This is a genomic window from Methanomassiliicoccales archaeon LGM-DZ1 (assembly GCA_030168595.1).
In the GTDB taxonomy this organism is placed as follows: Archaea; Thermoplasmatota; Thermoplasmata; order Methanomassiliicoccales; family Methanomethylophilaceae; genus Methanomethylophilus.
The window spans coordinates 774,813-791,710 of sequence record CP115556.1; the positions used below are offsets into that span (position 1 = coordinate 774,813).

General features: G+C 62.0%; 18 protein-coding genes. 13 read left to right on the plus strand and 5 right to left on the minus strand.

Annotated features, from left to right (window positions below):
- Positions 1 to 4 precede the first annotated feature (4 nt).
- From O8W32_03650 to O8W32_03665, 4 genes are read right to left on the minus strand one after another with little or no spacing between them, the layout of a single operon-like run.
- The gene (locus tag O8W32_03650) at positions 5 to 1,519 is read right to left on the minus strand and encodes a Ni/Fe hydrogenase subunit alpha (protein ID WII09924.1); all 1,515 of its coding nucleotides are present in this window, start codon (positions 1,517 to 1,519) and stop codon (positions 5 to 7) included.
- Between the two features lie 18 nt (positions 1,520 to 1,537).
- Complete coding sequence (locus O8W32_03655; GenBank protein ID WII09925.1) at positions 1,538 to 2,812, minus strand: oxidoreductase; 1,275 nt, start codon at positions 2,810 to 2,812, stop codon at positions 1,538 to 1,540.
- Positions 2,813 to 2,816: 4 nt separating this feature from the next.
- Positions 2,817 to 3,281, minus strand: coding sequence for a hydrogenase iron-sulfur subunit (locus O8W32_03660; GenBank protein WII09926.1), 465 nt, complete (start codon positions 3,279 to 3,281; stop codon positions 2,817 to 2,819).
- Between the two features lie 5 nt (positions 3,282 to 3,286).
- Positions 3,287 to 6,361 (minus strand): CoB--CoM heterodisulfide reductase iron-sulfur subunit A family protein, encoded by a 3,075-nt coding sequence (locus tag O8W32_03665; protein WII09927.1) that lies wholly within the window; start codon positions 6,359 to 6,361, stop codon positions 3,287 to 3,289.
- A 573-nt stretch (positions 6,362 to 6,934) separates the two neighbouring features.
- Here O8W32_03665 and O8W32_03670 point away from each other — a divergent pair.
- The 13 genes from O8W32_03670 to O8W32_03730 all read left to right on the plus strand — a co-directional run bounded on the left by O8W32_03670 (position 6,935) and on the right by O8W32_03730 (position 15,495).
- Positions 6,935 to 7,255, plus strand: a complete 321-nt coding sequence (locus O8W32_03670; GenBank protein ID WII09928.1) for a hypothetical protein — start codon at positions 6,935 to 6,937, stop codon at positions 7,253 to 7,255.
- Positions 7,256 to 7,328: 73 nt separating this feature from the next.
- Positions 7,329 to 8,120, plus strand: coding sequence for an archaeal proteasome endopeptidase complex subunit alpha (gene psmA, locus O8W32_03675; GenBank protein WII09929.1), 792 nt, complete (start codon positions 7,329 to 7,331; stop codon positions 8,118 to 8,120).
- A 5-nt stretch (positions 8,121 to 8,125) separates the two neighbouring features.
- Positions 8,126 to 8,830 (plus strand): ribosome assembly factor SBDS, encoded by a 705-nt coding sequence (locus O8W32_03680; protein WII10043.1) that lies wholly within the window; start codon positions 8,126 to 8,128, stop codon positions 8,828 to 8,830.
- 30 nt (positions 8,831 to 8,860) lie between these two features.
- Positions 8,861 to 9,628 carry an exosome complex RNA-binding protein Rrp4 gene (gene rrp4, locus O8W32_03685; GenBank protein ID WII09930.1) on the plus strand — a complete coding sequence of 256 codons (768 nt, stop codon included), beginning with the start codon at positions 8,861 to 8,863 and terminating at the stop codon, positions 9,626 to 9,628.
- The gene (gene rrp41 / locus O8W32_03690) at positions 9,625 to 10,368 is read left to right on the plus strand and encodes an exosome complex exonuclease Rrp41 (GenBank protein WII09931.1); all 744 of its coding nucleotides are present in this window, start codon (positions 9,625 to 9,627) and stop codon (positions 10,366 to 10,368) included. Before rrp4 ends, rrp41 begins: the two co-directional genes overlap by 4 nt.
- A complete protein-coding gene (gene rrp42 / locus O8W32_03695; protein ID WII09932.1) occupies positions 10,365 to 11,171 on the plus strand; it encodes an exosome complex protein Rrp42 in 807 nt (268 codons plus the stop codon). The genes rrp41 and rrp42 overlap by 4 nt, the downstream gene beginning before the upstream one ends.
- A 5-nt stretch (positions 11,172 to 11,176) precedes the next feature.
- Complete coding sequence (locus O8W32_03700; GenBank protein WII09933.1) at positions 11,177 to 11,491, plus strand: 50S ribosomal protein L37ae; 315 nt, start codon at positions 11,177 to 11,179, stop codon at positions 11,489 to 11,491.
- Between the two features lie 18 nt (positions 11,492 to 11,509).
- Positions 11,510 to 11,641: a DNA-directed RNA polymerase subunit P gene (locus tag O8W32_03705; GenBank protein ID WII09934.1), complete on the plus strand. Its 132-nt coding sequence runs from the start codon at positions 11,510 to 11,512 to the stop codon at positions 11,639 to 11,641.
- A 1-nt stretch (position 11,642) separates the two neighbouring features.
- Positions 11,643 to 11,882, plus strand: a complete 240-nt coding sequence (locus O8W32_03710; GenBank protein WII09935.1) for a KEOPS complex subunit Pcc1 — start codon at positions 11,643 to 11,645, stop codon at positions 11,880 to 11,882.
- Positions 11,879 to 12,280 (plus strand): prefoldin subunit beta, encoded by a 402-nt coding sequence (locus tag O8W32_03715; GenBank protein WII09936.1) that lies wholly within the window; start codon positions 11,879 to 11,881, stop codon positions 12,278 to 12,280. Before O8W32_03710 ends, O8W32_03715 begins: the two co-directional genes overlap by 4 nt.
- A 68-nt stretch (positions 12,281 to 12,348) precedes the next feature.
- The gene (locus tag O8W32_03720) at positions 12,349 to 13,071 is read left to right on the plus strand and encodes an ABC transporter ATP-binding protein (GenBank protein ID WII09937.1); all 723 of its coding nucleotides are present in this window, start codon (positions 12,349 to 12,351) and stop codon (positions 13,069 to 13,071) included.
- A complete protein-coding gene (locus tag O8W32_03725; protein ID WII09938.1) occupies positions 13,068 to 14,537 on the plus strand; it encodes an ABC transporter permease in 1,470 nt (489 codons plus the stop codon). Before O8W32_03720 ends, O8W32_03725 begins: the two co-directional genes overlap by 4 nt.
- Entirely contained in the window at positions 14,500 to 15,495 is a 996-nt protein-coding gene (locus O8W32_03730) for a DHH family phosphoesterase (protein ID WII09939.1), read from the plus strand. The genes O8W32_03725 and O8W32_03730 overlap by 38 nt, the downstream gene beginning before the upstream one ends.
- A 90-nt stretch (positions 15,496 to 15,585) precedes the next feature.
- On the opposite strand, the gene O8W32_03735 is transcribed toward O8W32_03730, so the two are convergent.
- Positions 15,586 to 16,743, minus strand: coding sequence for a tyrosine--tRNA ligase (locus O8W32_03735; GenBank protein ID WII09940.1), 1,158 nt, complete (start codon positions 16,741 to 16,743; stop codon positions 15,586 to 15,588).
- Positions 16,744 to 16,898 lie beyond the last annotated feature (155 nt).

The following is a 16,898-nucleotide window of genomic DNA, read 5'->3' on the forward strand; positions in this document are numbered from 1 at the left end:
TGTTTCAGTTCCTGGTGATGGTGTCGTAGAGCGACCCGTCGCTGTTCCTGATCTCCGCGGTCAGAGGCATCTGCCCGGGCAGAGAGTGGGTAGCGCAGGAGTTGCAGGGGTCGTACGCCCTGAAGGCCATCTCGACCATGTTCAGGAGGCCGGGCGACACATCGTAGTTCTTGATGAGGGCCTTGGCGACCTTGGCGACGTCCATGCACATCGGGCCGTTGTTGTTGGTGGTTCCGACGACCATGTTGCAGGCGGTGACGATTCCGTTCTCGTCGCAGGTGTAGTCGTGGGTCAGGGTTCCGCGGGGAGCCTCGACGCATCCGACACCGCGTCCTCCGGGAACGAGGTCGAACTGCTTGATGTTGGGGTCGGTGAGCTTGTCGGAGTACGCATCCTCCTTGAGCTTCTCGGCCGCATACAGCATCTCGATGAGCCTGGCCCAGTGGGTGGCGAGGGTGTACTGCACGGGCTCTCCGTTCTTGACGCCGAAGGTCTCGCGGTAGACCTTGAGCTCCTCGTTGGCGAGCGGGGTGGAGATGTCCTTGCAGACGTTCAGCCTGGCGAGCGGGGTCGCTCTGTAGATACCGGAGTCGGGTCCGTCCACGAGTCCCTTGTATCCGGGGTTCCTCAGGTAGGGGAACTTCTCGTAGGACCAGGGCTCGGACGCCTCGGCGATGTGGTCGAGGTAGTCCTTCGGGTCGTACAGGTCGTGCTCTTTGCCGGTCTGGTCGACAACGCGGACCTTACCGTCGTGGAACTCCAGCTGGCCCTTGTCGTTGACAAGGCCCATGTGGTAGGTCTCGTGGTAGTAGAGGTCCTTGTTGAGGATGATGTCGAGGTACTCCTTGTTGCCGAGCACGAGGTCGTGGAAGACCTTGAGCGAGGTCTGGGAGAACTTGACGAGGTCATCGGTGTAGGACTGGATCTCCGCCGCCTCCTCCTTGGAGATGGCCTTGGAGACTCCTCCGGGAACGCCCATGACAGGGTGGGTCGGCTTGCCGCCGATGATACCCTGGATCTTCTGGGCGTTGGCACGGGCCTTCAGGACGGCGCTTCCGAGCTCGAGGCCGACGGTACCGACGACGCCGAGGATGTTCCTCTGCGCGGCGGGCGCGGCGGGCCCCTCGACGAAGTCGGCGGAGGCGAGCGCGTAGAAGTGCGCGATGTGGCTGTGGATGAAGTGGGCGTGGTAGAACGTGTCCCTGATATGGAACGCGGCCTCGGTGGGCTTGGCGCTGTAGCATCCGTCGATTGCCTTGGTGGAGGCAAGGTGGTGCGCTCCGGGGCAGACTCCGCAGAGCCTGGCGGTGATCTGGTTGAGCTCGGTCACACGCCTGCCGATGCAGAATCTCTCGAATCCCCTGACCTCGGGGACCTGCCAGTATGCGTTCTTCACATTCCCGCTGTCGTCCAGGAAGATCTCGATCTTCCCGTGACCCTCAAGACGGGTGATGGGGTCGATGGTCACACGGTCGCCGGTGACTTTCTTCTTCTCATCCCAAATGATAGGTGCTGCCATTTGATTTCATCCTCCTGTTCAGGCAGAGGGTGCCTCTTCTGTGACGGACCTGTTGATGAGGGACTTCCCGAGAGTGAACGCGTAGAAGTATCCCAGCGGGTCCTTGATGGTTGACATGATCTCGATGATCTTCTGCTCGTCGATGATAGGATCGTCGTCGAGGACCGGGAACAGGGAAGCGATGGCGCTGAGAGCGCTGGCTCCGTGCTCCTGGACGAAGTGGGTCGGACCGTAGCATCCGCGGCAGGGCTGGCCGGCCGCAGTGCAGCGGGCGTTGCATCCGCCGACGGTCGCGGGGCCGAGGCAGAGGATTCCCTGGTCCATGAGGCACTTCTTGGGGTCGACATCGACCTGGTAGGGCTCGTAGATCTTGGTGATCCTCTTGTACTCTTTCTCGCGGGGGCACTCGTCGCAGAGGCACTTCTCGGTGACTCCGAACTCGTATCCCTTCGGGGGCAGGGCGACGCCGTTGTAGACGAAGTCGACGATTCCCTTGAGCATCTGGGAGATGGACTCCTGGAGGGGAGGGCATCCGGGGATGTAGTAGTCAACATCGATGACCTCGTCGAGGGTCTTCACTGTGTCGTACAGGACGGGCAGGGTGAGGACTCCCTCGGAAGCCTGGTACTCGGTCTCGGGCACCTGGGGCTTGCCGGCGTGGTAGTCCTTCTGGAACTGGGCGCTGGTAGGGGTCTTGGTGTAGACGTAGTCGAGGATCTCGTCGGCTCCGCCCTTGACCAGGTTGGCGAGCGCAGGGGTTCCGCCGAAGCAGGCGCAGGACCCGTAGCAGACGACGATCTTGGACTTCTGCCTGAGGAGCTTGACCATCTCCTCGTTCTCGGTGTTCCTGACGGCTCCGTTGATGATGGAGACGGTGATGGAACCGTCCGCCATGGCCTCGATGTCGTCCTTCTTGCCGTCGACCGCGATGGGCCACATGACGATGTTGGCGAACTGGCCGATGGTCAGGACCCTCTCGTTGGTGTCGAGCAGGGAGACATCGCAGCCTCCGCATGCCGCGGCCCAGTAGATGGCCAGGTTGATCTTGCCGTTCGCCGGAGGGGCGGGCAGGAGCTCGCCGAGGTCCGCGAAGGGGTACTCGGTGTGCCCGTGCTTCCCGTTGACGGCCTTGCCCGTCTCGCCGGAAGCGGCGGGAGCGGGAGCGGGAGCGGCTGCCGCGGCCTTAGCAGCGGGAGCCTCCTTGGATTTCGCCGGGGCGGCGGCCTTGGCGGCCGGGGCCTCGTTCTTCTCTTTCTTTTCCTTCTTCTTGAACAGGTTGCTGAAGAATCCCATTGGTTCAGGCCTCCTTGGGGTGTGCCCTGACGTTCTCTTCCTGGGCGATGGTCTTCGCGGAGGTGACGGGGGTGGGGCCGAGGGCCTTGATCTCGTCGATGAACGAAGTCATGACGGTCTGGAACTTCTCTCCCTCGGAAGCGGAGACCCACTCGAGCCTCAGCCTCTTGGGGTCGAATCCGTACTGCTCGAGGACGAGCCTCAGCAGCGCGATCCTCCTCCTTGCCCTGTAGTTGCCGCCGATGTAGTGGCAGTCGGCAGGGTGGCATCCGAGGACAATGACTCCGTCCGCTCCTTTGGAGAGGGCGCGGAGGACGAACTCGGGGTCGATCCTCGCGGAGCACATGGTCCTGATGATACGGAAGTTGGGGGGCATCTGGCGCCTCCCGACTCCGGCGTTGTCGGCACCCGCGTAGGAGCACCAGTTGCAGCAAAACGCTACGATCAGAGGTTCAAATTCTTCTGCCATTGGAATCACTCCTTCTCCATGAGGGGCCTGTTGAACATGGCATCGATCTCAGCGATGATCTGCGAGTTCCTGAAGCCTCTCTGCTCCATCGCACCGGACGGGCAGGCCGCGACGCAGCATCCGCATCCCTTGCAGAGACCGGCGTTGACCTGGCTGACAGGCCTTCCGTCGGGTCCGTTGACGATGGTGATCGCGTGGTACTCGCAGCATCCCTCGCAGGTTCCGCAGCCGTTGCAGAGCTGGGGGTTGGCGACGGAGGCGACGATACCCTCGGAGACCAGGTGGTCCTTGGTGATGATGGTCAGCATCCTGGAGGCGGCTCCGGATCCCTGGGCGATGCACTCGTCCATGAACTTGGGCCAGTGGGCGGCTCCGGCGACGAAGACACCCTCGGTCGCGAAGTCGACGGGCCTGAGCTTCTGGTGGGCCTCGAAGTAGAAGCCGTCCTTGCTCAGCGGGACCTTGACCATGACCGCGAGCTTCTCCTTCTCCTCGCGCATGGGCGCGATTCCGACGGACAGGGCCAGGGTGTCGACGGGGATCTTGACTTCCTGGCCGAGGGTGGTGTCGAACGCCTCGACGAAGTTGCCGTCGTACTTGGGCAGGGTGTCGTCGTTGACACGCCTCAGGAACCTGACTCCGAGCTGGCAGGCCTTGTAGTAGAGGTCCTCCCTGAAGGCGTAGGTCCTGATGTCCTTGTGGATGATGGTGACGTTGGCGGTGGGGTCGGCCATCTTGATCTCGATAGCGTCCCTGATCGCGCTGGCGCAGCAGACACGGCTGCAGTAGCCGACCTTCTCGTTCCTGGACCCGATGCACTGGATGAACACGACGTTCTTCCCGGTGAACTGGCCGGCGGCGACCTTCTTCTCGAGCTCGACGTGGGTGAGCACCTTGGGGTCGGAGCCGTAGTTGTACTCGACAGGCTTGTACTGGGCGGCACCGACGGCGAACAGGATCGCACCTGCGGGGATCTCCTCTCCGCTGGCGAGCTCCACGGTGAAGTTGCCGACGTATCCGGGGATGTCCTCGATGACAGCGTTCTTGTGAACGGTGATCAGCGGGCAGGACTCCACCTTCTTGATGGTCTCGGCGAGGAACTCGGAGACGAGCTTGCCGTCCTCCCTGTGGACGAAGTTCCTGGCGAATCCTCCGAGCTCGGACTCGCGCTCGAAGAGGTCGACCTTGACACCCTGGGCGGCGACGTCGAGGGCGGCTGTCATACCGGTGATTCCTCCTCCGATGATGGCGGCGGACTGGGTGACGGGGATCTCGGCTCCCTCGAGGGGCTCGAGCAGGCAGGCCTTGGCGACGGCCATCCTGATCAGGTCCTTGGCCTTGGTGGTGGCCGCTTCGGGGGCATGCATGTGGATCCACGAGCACTGGTCGCGGATGTTGGCCATGTTGTAGAGGTACTTGTTCAGACCGCCGTTCCTGCAGGCCTCCCTGAAGAGAGGCTCGTGGGTCCTGGGGGTGCAGGACGCGACGACGACACGGTTCAGGTCGTGCTCCTTGATGAAGTCGGAGATCTGCATCAGGGTGTCCTGAGCGCAGGCGTACTTGGTCTCGACGGCCACGACGACATGGGGCAGGGTCTTGGCGTACTCGACGCAGGCGGGGACGTTGACCACAGAGCCGATGTTGATACCGCAGTGGCATACCCAGACACCGACGCGGGGCTCCTTGCCGGCGACATCCTTCTCGGGCGGGTAGACCTTGGGCTTGCAGGGGACGAAGTCGGGGTCCTTGACGATGTAGGCACCGGCCTTGGCGGAGGCACCGGATGCCTCGGCGACGGAGGTCGGGATGTCCTTGGGCGCCGCGAAGGCACCGGTCACGAAGATTCCCTTCCTGGTGGTCTCGAGCGGGTTGAAGACGGTGGTCTTGGCGAACCCGTACTCGTTCAGCTCGATGCCCAGGGTCTGGGCGAGCTGCTCGGCGCCCTCGGGGGCCTCGAGCCCGACGGACAGGACGACGATGTCGAAGGTCTTCGAAGCGGGATTGTTGTCCTTGTCGGTGTAGTTGACGGTGACCTGCTTGGTCTCGGGATCCTCCTCGACGTTGGACACACGGGCTCCGCGGTGCATGTGGATGCCGTACTCGTCCTCGGCCCTCTTGATGTAGGCCTCGAACTCCTTTCCGTAGGACCTGATGTCCATGAAGAAGATGTCCTCGTCGACGTCTCCGTGCTCCTTGGTGATCTGGGCCTGCTTGGTCGCGTACATGCAGCACACGGACGAGCAGTAAGTCTTCCAGTTCTTCTTATGGGACCTGGATCCGCAGCACTGGATCCATGCGACGGACTTGGGGCCCCTCTCGCCGGCGCCTTTCTGGGCGACGCCGAACTTGTCGTAGACGATGGTGGAGGGCACAGGTATGTGTCCGTCGAACGGACCGGCGGCGCCTTCCATCCTCTCGTACTCGATGGCGGTGACGACGTTCTTGAACCTTCCGTATCCGTACTCGGACGCGTTCTTGGCGTTCCAGACGGAGAATCCGGCGGCGACGACGATGGATCCGACATCAAGTGTCAGGTCCTGGTCCTTGTCCTCGTAGCTGATGGCCTGCTTGCCGCAGACCTTCGCGCAGACACCGCACTTGTTCTCACGGAGCTTCTTGCAGTATCTGGGGTCGATGAGCGCCACCCTGGGCACAGCCTGAGAGTGGGGGATGTAGATGGCCCTCCTGGTGGTGAGCCCGTACTCGAACTCGTTGGGGATCCCGCGGGTCGGGCACTTCGCGACGCAGTCTCCGCACGAGGTGCAGAGGGTCGGGTCGACGTACCTGGCCTTCTTGGTCACGGTGACCTTGAAGTCTCCCGCCTCACCGTCGACTTTCTTGACCTCGTGGTAGGTCATGAGGGTGATGTTGGGGTGACCGGCTGCATCCGCCATCTTGGGGGACAGGATGCACGCAGAGCAGTCGTTCGTGGGGAAGGTCTTGTCGAGCATGCACATGGTCCCGCCGATCGTGGGCAGCCTGTCCACGAGGTAGACGTGGATGTTCCTGTCCGCAAGATCGAGAGACGCCTGTATACCGGCGATTCCTCCGCCGATCACAAGAGCAGATTTGGTTGTCAATTCATTACCTCCGTTCCCAATTTTTGGTTGGAATGAGAAATAGGATGGCAAGCGGTTATTAAACCCCGATTATGAAGGTTTTTTATATCATTGATACCATTATTTATTTTTACATTCTCGAAAATCAAATAAAAAACGGCTCAAACAAATTTTAGGTAGGGTAAAAAACCCAATGTGCCAGCATCGGAGCGCAACGGCTTCGATAGTGGTTTAGCCGATTAGGTAAAATAACTATTTTCCCTGTACCTTAATCGCATAATAATTTCAAATTCGTATCCGTTTAAGATTTGCCTAAAATTTTTCAAATCAGGAACTCCTGCAGAATGGATTAAATATCATTGGTTAGAGATTTGATTTCAGTCCGCGATGCTGGGTATTGCAGGATGCTGTATCCATCTGCGATTCTCAGACCGTCCGGGGCCAGGCAGGCGGCTTGGGCCCGCACCGTCCGGGTTCCGCTGGACCGTAGGGCCGCTACGCCTCCGCAGCTCCCCCGGAGAGGGTCTTAGCCTCCGAGGAAACCCCTCCCGTCAGCGAACGATTAAAGCGGTGCCGTGCGATGGGCCCGGCATCATGACCGTCAAATCCAAGCGCGGGAGGCGCCGCTACATCGCGTTCAAAGTCTCCCCCGGCCTCACGGCACCGGAGCTGTCCCAAAAGGTGCCGAGGCAGTTCCGCGTCATCCAGTGCGCAGGGGGCATGGCGATAGTCCGGTGCTCCCCGGAGACGGCGGACGGCTGCAAGGCAGCGGTCAGGCGCGCGGACCCTTCCTCCGAGCCGGTCCGCACATCGGGCACCCTGCGCACCCTCCGCGCCAGGTACCGCATCCTCAGGGAGAATGCTCCGCCCAGGCCGCCCCGCAAGGTGCCTCCGGGAACGTCCGGCGCCCGCTGACCTCTGTGACGCGCTTTCTTATAGAAGCGCGTTCATACGAGGGCCACAGAGGATAACCATGCAACCAGGACAAATGGCATATGATCGGGGGATAACCGTCTTCTCCCCTGACGGAAGGCTGTTCCAGGTAGAGTACGCCCGCGAGGCCGTCAAGAAGGGAGCGACGACCATCGGTGTCAAGTTCAAGGGCGGCGTGCTCCTGGCGGTGGACAAACGTGTCTCCTCCAAACTAGTGGAGCCCGATTCCATCGAGAAGATCTACAACATCGACGATTACATCGGCTGCGCGACCTCCGGCCTGGTCGCGGATGCCAGGATCCTCGTCGACCAGGCGAGGAAAGAGGCCCAGATCCACCGCGTCAACTACGGGGAGAACATCGGCGTGGAGATGCTGACCAAGAAGGTCTGCGACTACGAGCAGAACTTCACCCAGTACGGAGGGGCCAGGCCCTTCGGCACCGCCCTGCTCGTGGCGGGGACCGACGACCTGGGCATCCACCTGTTCGAGACCGACCCGTCCGGCGCGCTCGTGGCGTACAAGGCGAGCTGCATCGGGAGCGGGCGCGCCGTGGCGATGGAGGTCTTCGAGAAATCGTACCGCGACGGGATGCCCTACGGGGAGGCGCTAAAGCTCGCCCTCGAGGCCCTTTCCGCGGCCATCGAGGAGGACCTGAAGCCGGAATCCGTGGAGATCGGCGTCGTCGAGGAGGGCTCCAAGTTCAGGCGCCTCAGCGACGATGAGAAGGCCGAGGCCATCAAGGGCATCGGGAAGAAGGATGCCGGCTCCGAGGACGGCGCCGACAGCGAGGACAAACCGAAGAGATCCCCGAGGACCAAGAAGGCCGTCAAGAAGACCGAAGAGTGAGACCGATGGTCGACCTCGATGATGCGATTGTCGCAAGGCTCGAGAGCCATGGGGAAAGGTTCGAGGTCCTCCTCGACCCCAAGGCGATGGACCTCATAAAGCAGGGCAAGGATGTGGACCTCGCGGACTATCTGGCCGTCGAGGATGTCTTCAAGGACGCCCGCAAGGGCACCCGGCCCGCGGAGTCCGCCATGAAGGAGGTCTTCGGAGATTACGCCGGCGACCCCATCGCCGTCGCGAAGCACATCATCGAGAAGGGAGAGGTCCAGATGACGGCCGAGCAGCGCAGGGAGCTGCTCGATGCCAAGAGGAAGCGCGTCATAGCGTACATCTCGGCCAACGCCATCAACCCGCAGACCAAGCTCCCCCATCCCCCGCTGAGGATCCAGCTCGCCCTCGAGGAGGGCAAGTACCATGTCGACGCCAAGAGGCCGTTCGACAAGGAGGTCGAGGAGGCCATGAAGGTCCTCCGCCCCCTTCTCCCCATCAGGTTCGAGAAGAGCAGGGTCGCGATCAAGCTCAGGGGGGAGGACTACGGCCGCTGCATCGAGGAGATCTCGAAGTTCGGCCTGGTGGACAGGGAGGAATGGACCCCGGACGGCTCGTGGATAGGGATGCTTGAGATCCCCGCGGGCCTCATAACCGACCTCACCAACAACCTGAAGAACCGCACCCACGGGAAGGCCCAGATAAAACTGGTCTCGTCGTGAGCGGCCTGCATCATTACGGAGAGATAACATATGTCTTTTGAGAGAAGGGGCCCCGGGCCCGAGAGAGAGAGCCGCAGCGGCCCCCGCGACGGCAGAGGCCCGAGGAGGCCCAGGGAGATCGTCGTACCGGGCGATGTCCTCGGCCCGTCCGACAGGTACGCCCCGGGAGAGAATGCTTACGAAGCGGACGGCTCCGTCCGCGCCTGCATAACCGGGCTGAAGAACTACACCGGCGACGCCGTCGGGGTCATCCCCATGGGCGGCTGCTACATGCCGGTCGCCGGCGACACCGTCATCGGCATCATAATCGACGTGGGCCCGTCCAACTGGATGGTCGACATCCGCTCGCCCTATCCCGCCCCGCTCCATGTGAGCGAGGTCCCCTGGAAGGTCGAGTTCGGGGACACCTCCAGGTTCCTGACGGTCGGCGACGTCGTCCTGCTGAAGATACTGATGGTCGACGAGGCCAAGAAGGTCTCCGTGACGATGAAGGACTCCGGCCTCAGGAAGATCGAGGGCGGCATACTCACCGAGATCGACCACAACAAGATCTCCCGCGTGATCGGCAAGGCGGGATCGATGATCCAGATGCTGAAGAACATGACCGACTGCCGCATTTTCGTGGGGCAGAACGGCAGGATATGGATCGACGGGGACGGCATGAACGCGGAGGCCGCCGAAGCGGCCGTGAAGATGATCGAGGCCGAGTCGAGATCGGCCGACCTGACCGAGAGGGTCCAGAGGTTCCTGTCGGAGAAGGTGCCCCGGTCCGGGGACGCAGAGGAGGGATCTGAATGAGCGGACACACTGACATGGTGCTGGTCAACGACGACGGCATCAGGATTGACGGAAGGAGATGCGACGAGAAGAGGCCGATCAAGATCGAGGCGGGCGTCCTGAAGAACGCGGACGGCTCGTGCTACCTCGAGATCGGGAAGAACAAGGTCCTGTGCGCGGTGTACGGGCCCAGGGAATGCCGGCCGAAGCACATGCAGGACCCCACCAAGGCCGTCATCCAGGTGAGGTACAACATGCAGGCGTACTCCGTGAGCGACAGGAAGAGGCCCGGGACCGACAGGAGGTCCGTCGAGATCTCCAAGCTCATCTCCGAGGCCCTGAGCTCCGTCGTCATGACCGAGCTCTACCCGCGCGCCTCCATCGACGTGTACATCGAGATCCTCCAGGCCAACGCCGGGACCAGGTGCGCCGGGCTCTCGGCCGCCTCGGTCGCGCTCGCGGACGCCGGGATCCCCATGAGGGACCTGATCCCCGCCATCGCCTGCGGCAAGGCCGACGGCCACGTCGTCCTCGACCTCAACAAGGAGGAGGACAACTACGGGCAGGCCGATGTCCCCCTGGCCATCATACCCAGCACCGACGAGATCGTCCTGCTGCAGATGGACGGGAACATGACCCGCGAGGAGCTCGACAGGGGCCTCGACATGGCGTTCGGCGCCGCCCATGAGCTCAACGCCATCCAGAGGGATGCCCTCAAGCGCAAATACACCGAGAAAGCGTCCAAGGAGGCGTCCGAATGAGCAACTACATCGTATCCCAGATCAAGAGGGACCACCTCATGAACCTGCTCGCCGAGGGCAGGAGGGCGGACGGCAGGCAGCTCGACGAGGTCAGGAAGATCTCCGTCGAGACCGGCATCATCGCCTCGGCCGAGGGCTCCGCCAAGGTCAGCCTCGGCGACACGACGGTCATCGCCGGCGTGAAGATCATCCCCGGAGCGCCCTACATGGACGCCCCCGGAGACGGAGTCATCACCACCGGGGCCGAGCTCATCCCGATGGCCCACGAGTCGTTCGAGTCCGGGCCCCCCTCGGAGGACGCCATCGAGTTGGCCCGCGTGGTCGACCGCGGCATCCGCGAGTCCGGCATGATCGACGTCAAGCAGCTGTGCATCAAGAAGGGGGAGGAGATCTGGATGATCTACATCGACATCTACGCCCTCGACTTCGACGGCAACCTGTTCGACGCCTGCAACCTGGCGGCGGTCATGGCCCTCAAGACGGCGACCGTCCCCTGGAAGCAGTACGGGAAGAGCAGGACGGACGACGACGGCAATGTGACCGAGATGGAGGACTGCCCCCTGCCGATCACCTGCACGCCCATCTCCGTCACCGAATGCAAAATAGGCAATGATTTAATAGTAGACCCTAATTTCGACGAGGAAGCCATTTCTTCAGCCCGTCTAACCGTCACGACCGACGATAACGGCAACTTCAGGGCCATGCAGAAAGGCGGAAAGGGATCGATCACCCGCGGTGACCTCTCGCTCTGCCTCGACAGGGCCGTCGAGATTGGCAGACAGATCAGAAAGATCATCGGGTGATTAGAATGTCCAAGAGAACCGAGAAAGCAGGAACCTCCGGAAGGTTCGGAGCCAGGTACGGAGTCGTCGTGCGCAACAGGGTCAAGACCATCGAGGCCCACCAGAAAGCCAGGCATGAGTGCCCCGAGTGCCACCACATGTCCGTCACCAGGGTAGCGTCCGGCATCTGGCAGTGCAGGCACTGCGGCAACAAGTTCGCGGCCGCGGCCTACAGCCCCAGGACCAAGAAGACCACCGACGCCCTCGTCGCCGCCAAGGCCGCGAAGGCTGCCGAAGCGAAAGCGGCCCCCTCCGCGGAGCCCGCCGCTGCGGCCGAGTGAAACTGACCGGCGGTCGAAATGTACAGATGCGCCAAGTGCAACGAGCCCATCAGGAACATGACCGCGATCGGGCTCCAGTGCGACAAGTGCGGCTCCAGGATCTTCATCAAGGAGAGACCCAACTCCAAGAAGACCCTGAAATCCGACTGATATGCCGGAAGCGGTCCTGAGGATATCGGGCGCCGGTGCGGCCGTTTCGGCCGCGGCGCTCGCTCCGGAGGTCCACCGGGACCTCTCCCGGACGCATGCCGAGATCAGGGAGGAGAACGGGGAGACCGTCCTCGCGATCGAAGCGTCCGATACGTCCGCCGTCCGCGCGGCGCTCAACTCTTTTCTTGAATGCGTCGCAGTCACCGACAGCATCGCTAAACTGACCGAGGAATCAAAATGAACGGAATAAGCCCCCAGCTGCAGAATCAGATCACCCAGTTCCAGCAGGTGCAGCAGCAGCTCCAGACGGTTCTCTCCCAGAAGAGCCAGATGGAGGCTCAGCAGAAGGAGCTCCAGAGGACCGTCGAGGAACTGGAGAAATCCAAGGGCGACGTCTACCGCAATGTCGGCGTCCTCCTCATCAAGGTGGATGACAAAGAGGCCCTCAAGGCCGAGCTCGAGGAGTCCCTCGAGACCGTCGGGATACGCATCCGCGGCCTCGAGAAGCAGGAGAAGGACCTCCGCGCCAAATACGAGATGCTCCAGAGCAACATCAACAACGCCATGGGCGCTTCCGCCCGTGCCGCTCCCCGCGCCGCCGCGGCCAAGCGCTCCGACGACGAGGAAGAGGACGACTGAAACCTTTCAGGGGCTCGCGTGAGCGTAGCCCCGTCACATTTTTTATCCGACCGCCCGGATAACCATGCATGACCGATGCTTTGGTCCTCCGGGACGTATGCAAGGCCTACGGGGACCGCGAAGCGGTCAAGGGTATCAGCTTCAGTGTCGGCGAGGGCGAGATATTCGGCCTCATCGGACCGAACGGCGCCGGGAAGACCACGACGCTCAGGATGATCTGCACCCTGCTCGGGATCACCTCCGGCACCATCAGCGTCTGCGGCCATGACGTCTCATCCGAAGGCGATGCGGTCCGCAGGATAATCAGCTACCTCCCCGAGGACTCCGGGGCCTACAAGGACCTGACCGGGAGGCAGTACATCCGCTTCATGGCGGGCTTCTTCGCCTCCGGCGCGGAATTCGACGGCATGGTCGCGCGCGGCATCGAGACGGCCGGCCTCGGCCCCAGGATCGACTCCAAAGTGAGCACTTACAGCAAAGGGATGACGCGCAGGCTTCTCATCGCGAGGGCCATGATGCCCTCGCCGCGCCTGGCGGTGATGGACGAGATAACCTCGGGGCTGGACGTCCTCAACGCCTATGACATCCGCGAATCGGTCAAGCGCATCGCGGAGAACGGGACGACCGTCCTGATCTCGAGCCACAACATGTTCGAGGTCGAGAGCCTGTGCCACAGGGTGGCGATGATAAACAAAGGCAGGATCGTCGAGCTCGGGACACCCCGGGAGCTCATGGACAAATACGGCGCCAAGAACCTCGAGGAGGTCTTCGTCAGGGCGGTGAGAGGATGAACCACCTGATCAACATCACCAAGAAAGAGGTCCGGGAGATGCTCACCCCCGGGACGATAGCGTCCATGGTCCTGGTGGTCGTGATGTTCTGCGCCATCGGCTCTGCTATCAGCGGCGAGACCGAGAGCTCCTCTTCCGCGCCCGATATCGGCGTGGTGTATGAGAGCAGCGAATCTGACTACAGCATCGATGATTTCAACAGCTGGGTCCAGAGCCTCCGGGACGGCAGCCCGACGTTCTCCGGCCCGAAGGACGTGATGTCGCTGATCACGCTGTCGTACATGGCCCTCTATGACACCGACAGCGAAAGGGCCGTTGCCTCGATACATTACCTCGATGCGGCATCGGACGATGCCTCTGCGATAACCCAGGCAGTGTCCGACGGCAGCCTGAAGTTCGCGATATCGGTGGATTCCGCCCTGACATCCAATGTGGAATACATCATCAGCAACTACGCTTCCGAATCGGCGGAGAGCAAGCGCACCTCCGTCGGCGTGTACTTCTCCTACCGCGACGAGGGCCTGTACGGCTCGGCCTCCAGCTCGACCGGCACCGCCCTGGTGAGCCAGATGAACACGATCCTCTCCGAGGTCATACTCCTGAACATCGGGGCGAAGGATATGGAGGGGATCGTCCAGCCGCTCAGCTGGGGCGGGAGCAGCAACCATACGGAGATCAACGGCACCGTGTACGACGACGTCACACCGTACGACATATCGAGAGCGATGATGTCCCAGACGTTCATGGTCCCGATAGTCGTGATGATAGTCATCGTCATGGTCGGGAGCATAGTGATATCGTCCATGGGGAGCGAGAAGGAGAACAAGACCCTGGAGACCCTCCTGACCATGCCGATAAAGCGCACCACCATCGTGAGCGGGAAGCTCCTGGCCGCGGCCATAATGGGGCTGATCTACGGCCTGGTGTACATGATCGGGATGCTGTTCTACACCGACGGCATCATGTACGGCACCAGTTCGGTGGACCTCAGCGATTACGGCCTGGCCATGGGGGCCTCCGACTGGGCAATCCTGATGGCCGTCCTGTTCCTGTCGATCTTCAGCGCGCTGGCCATCTGCATGATCCTCGGCGCGTTCACGAAGAACTACAAGATGGCGCAGACCATGACCATGCCCATCAGCGTCCTCGCCCTCGTGCCCATGTTCGTGTTCATGTTCCTGAGCTGGGACAGCCTTCCGGCCGTCGCTCAGGTCCTGGTGTTCGCCATCCCGTTCTCCCATCCCATGATGGTCATGAACAACCTCGTCTTCGGGAACATCTCCCTGGTGGCCGGAGGAATCGTTTACCTTATAGTGCTGGATGCGTTCCTGGTGTGGCTGACGGTGAAGATATACAATTCCGACGTCCTCATCACCGGCTTCGACCGCAGCAAGATAATGAGGATGTTCGGGAAACCGTCCGGAGACAATGAAGATGGAGACGAGCGAGGCGAGAGAGGCTCTTGAGGGAAGCGGGAAGAAAGCGATCCTGGTCCACGGCAACGCGGACTGCGACGCGGTGGGGTCGGCATATGCCCTCTCCAAGACGTTCCCTCCGGCTGACATCTACGCCCCGTGCGGACTCGACAGGGTCGCCCGGATGGTAGCCGACAAGATCGGCATCCCCGTCCTCGAGGAGTGCGACCTGTCGGATTACGACACGGTCTGCATCGTCGACACCTCGTCCCCCGAGCAGCTGCAGAAGGAAGACCTCAGGCTGCCCGAGGGATGCATCGTCATCGACCACCATACCGCGAACGGCAGATGGGACGGGATGAGGACTTTCATCGACCCGGACCGCGCATCGTGCTGCGAGATCGTCCTCGACATCATCAGAGGGTGCTCCAAGCCCATCGGCAGGGATGTGGGCCTGGCACTCATAGCCGGGATGCTCACGGACACCGGCCACTTCCAATACTCGGACCCCGCCGAGCTCCGCGCGTTCGCCGATGTCATGGACATGTGCTCCATACCGATGGACGAGGCCATGCTCCTGACGCGCGCGCCGGTGAGCATGAGCGAGCGCACGGCGGCCATGAAGGCCGTCGGGAGGTCGAAGTTCGAGCGCGTCGGCGACATGATCGTGGCGGTGTCGATGAGCAGCAGCTACGAGGCCGCCTGCTGCAAGGCCCTCATCGCCTCCGGCGCCGACGTATCGTTCGTGGCGTCCCAGAGAGAGAACGAGTTCCGCGTGTCCGGCAGGGCGACGCAGGAGGCCGTCCGCAGGGGCGTGAAACTGGACAGCATCATGGGAGACCTCTGCCAGGAGACCGAGACGGACGGCGGAGGCCACGGCGGGGCCGCAGGCATGACCGGCACCGGCGATGCGGAGGCCATGCTCAACATGTGCATGATGAAGACGATGGACATCTTCAGGGACATCAAAACGAAGATGGGCGCCGAAGGGAACGGCTCCTCTTCCTGAGCGCGTGAGAAATCGGCAGGTTTCCCTTTTCATCTGCCGGGCCCATGGAAGGGCCCGGGATGCCGGCCTTCGGGGCCGGCGGAAATGCTTTCAGCGGAGTTTCTTGACGGAAGCGAGGATCGCTTTCATCTTCTCGTAGTTCTCAGGATGGGCCGAGAAGTACTCCGCCACAGGTGCCAGGATCTCGATCAGGGAGTCAGCGACACCGGTCTTGAGGTCCACCGGGCTCAGGCTTCCGCCGAAATAGGCCGAGGTCAGGGCGTCGTAATCCGCGAAGGACACATCGCCGCCGTATTTCTCCGGGCGCTTGATGTCGAGCCTGCCCAGGCGCGGGAACACGATGTAGCGCGCCATCATGAGCATGGGGTTCTCGTTCTCCTTCTCCTTCTCGGGCGGGCAGTACGCCTTCTTGATCTTCTTCCTGATGTCGTCCGGGGTGTCGTGGATGTTGATGCTGCTGGTCGGGTCGGACTTCGACATCTTCATCTCGATCATGACGGAGGCGCGGTCCTCGATGCCTTTTCCGGCATCGTCCACCTTGCAGACCTCCACTTCCTTGGTCTGCAGCTCCTTGACTCCCTCGGGGTTCATCCTGGAACCTCCTTTCAGCCCCGGGATCAGGGGGGTATGGAGGGCTATCGGCTTCTTCCAGCCCAGCTTATCGGCGGCGTCCCTGGCGAGCATGTGCGCCCTCCTCTGGTCTATGCCGGCGTAGCAGAGGTCCACCTTCAGGTGGAATATGTCGGTGGCCTGCATGAGCGGGTAGATGACCTTGGAGGAGTCGAGCTCCGCCTCGTCCTCCTTCCTGCCCATGATGGTCATGGCCCTCTTGACGCGGGACATGGTCGTGACCTTCCCGATCTTTATGAGGTCCTCCCAGTAGGTGAGGTCGTCGAGCACCTCGCTCGCGTACCTGAACTCGACCTTGTCGCGGGGGACGCCGAGCGCCACAAAGCAGTCCTCCATGTAGCGGGCGCAGGCACGGATGTTCTCCAGGTCGCCGCCCAGTTTGTCGTTGATGGCCGCATGCCAGTCCGCCCAGAGGATGATGACCCTGAAGCCGGCATCGCAGAGGTCGCGGATCTTGGAGGTGACGAGGGCCCAGCCCATATGGACCAGTCCGGAGGGCTCGAACCCGATATACGCGAGGGGATTCTCCTTCTCGGACAGAAGCTTCCGCAGTTCGTCCTCGTTGATGATCTCCATCGCGTTCCTTGTCACAAGGGAAACCCTCTCTTCAGTATCCATATCTATCACGCGGTTAAGGCGCGTCCCCTCATAAATAGGAAACGGACCCAGAGGTCCCATTGAAACCCTCTTCGCTTTTTCCTCGATCCTGCGGGGCAGATCCTTTCGCAATCATGGGCTGCGGGCATGCCGGGCACGCGTATTCCGTCTGCCGG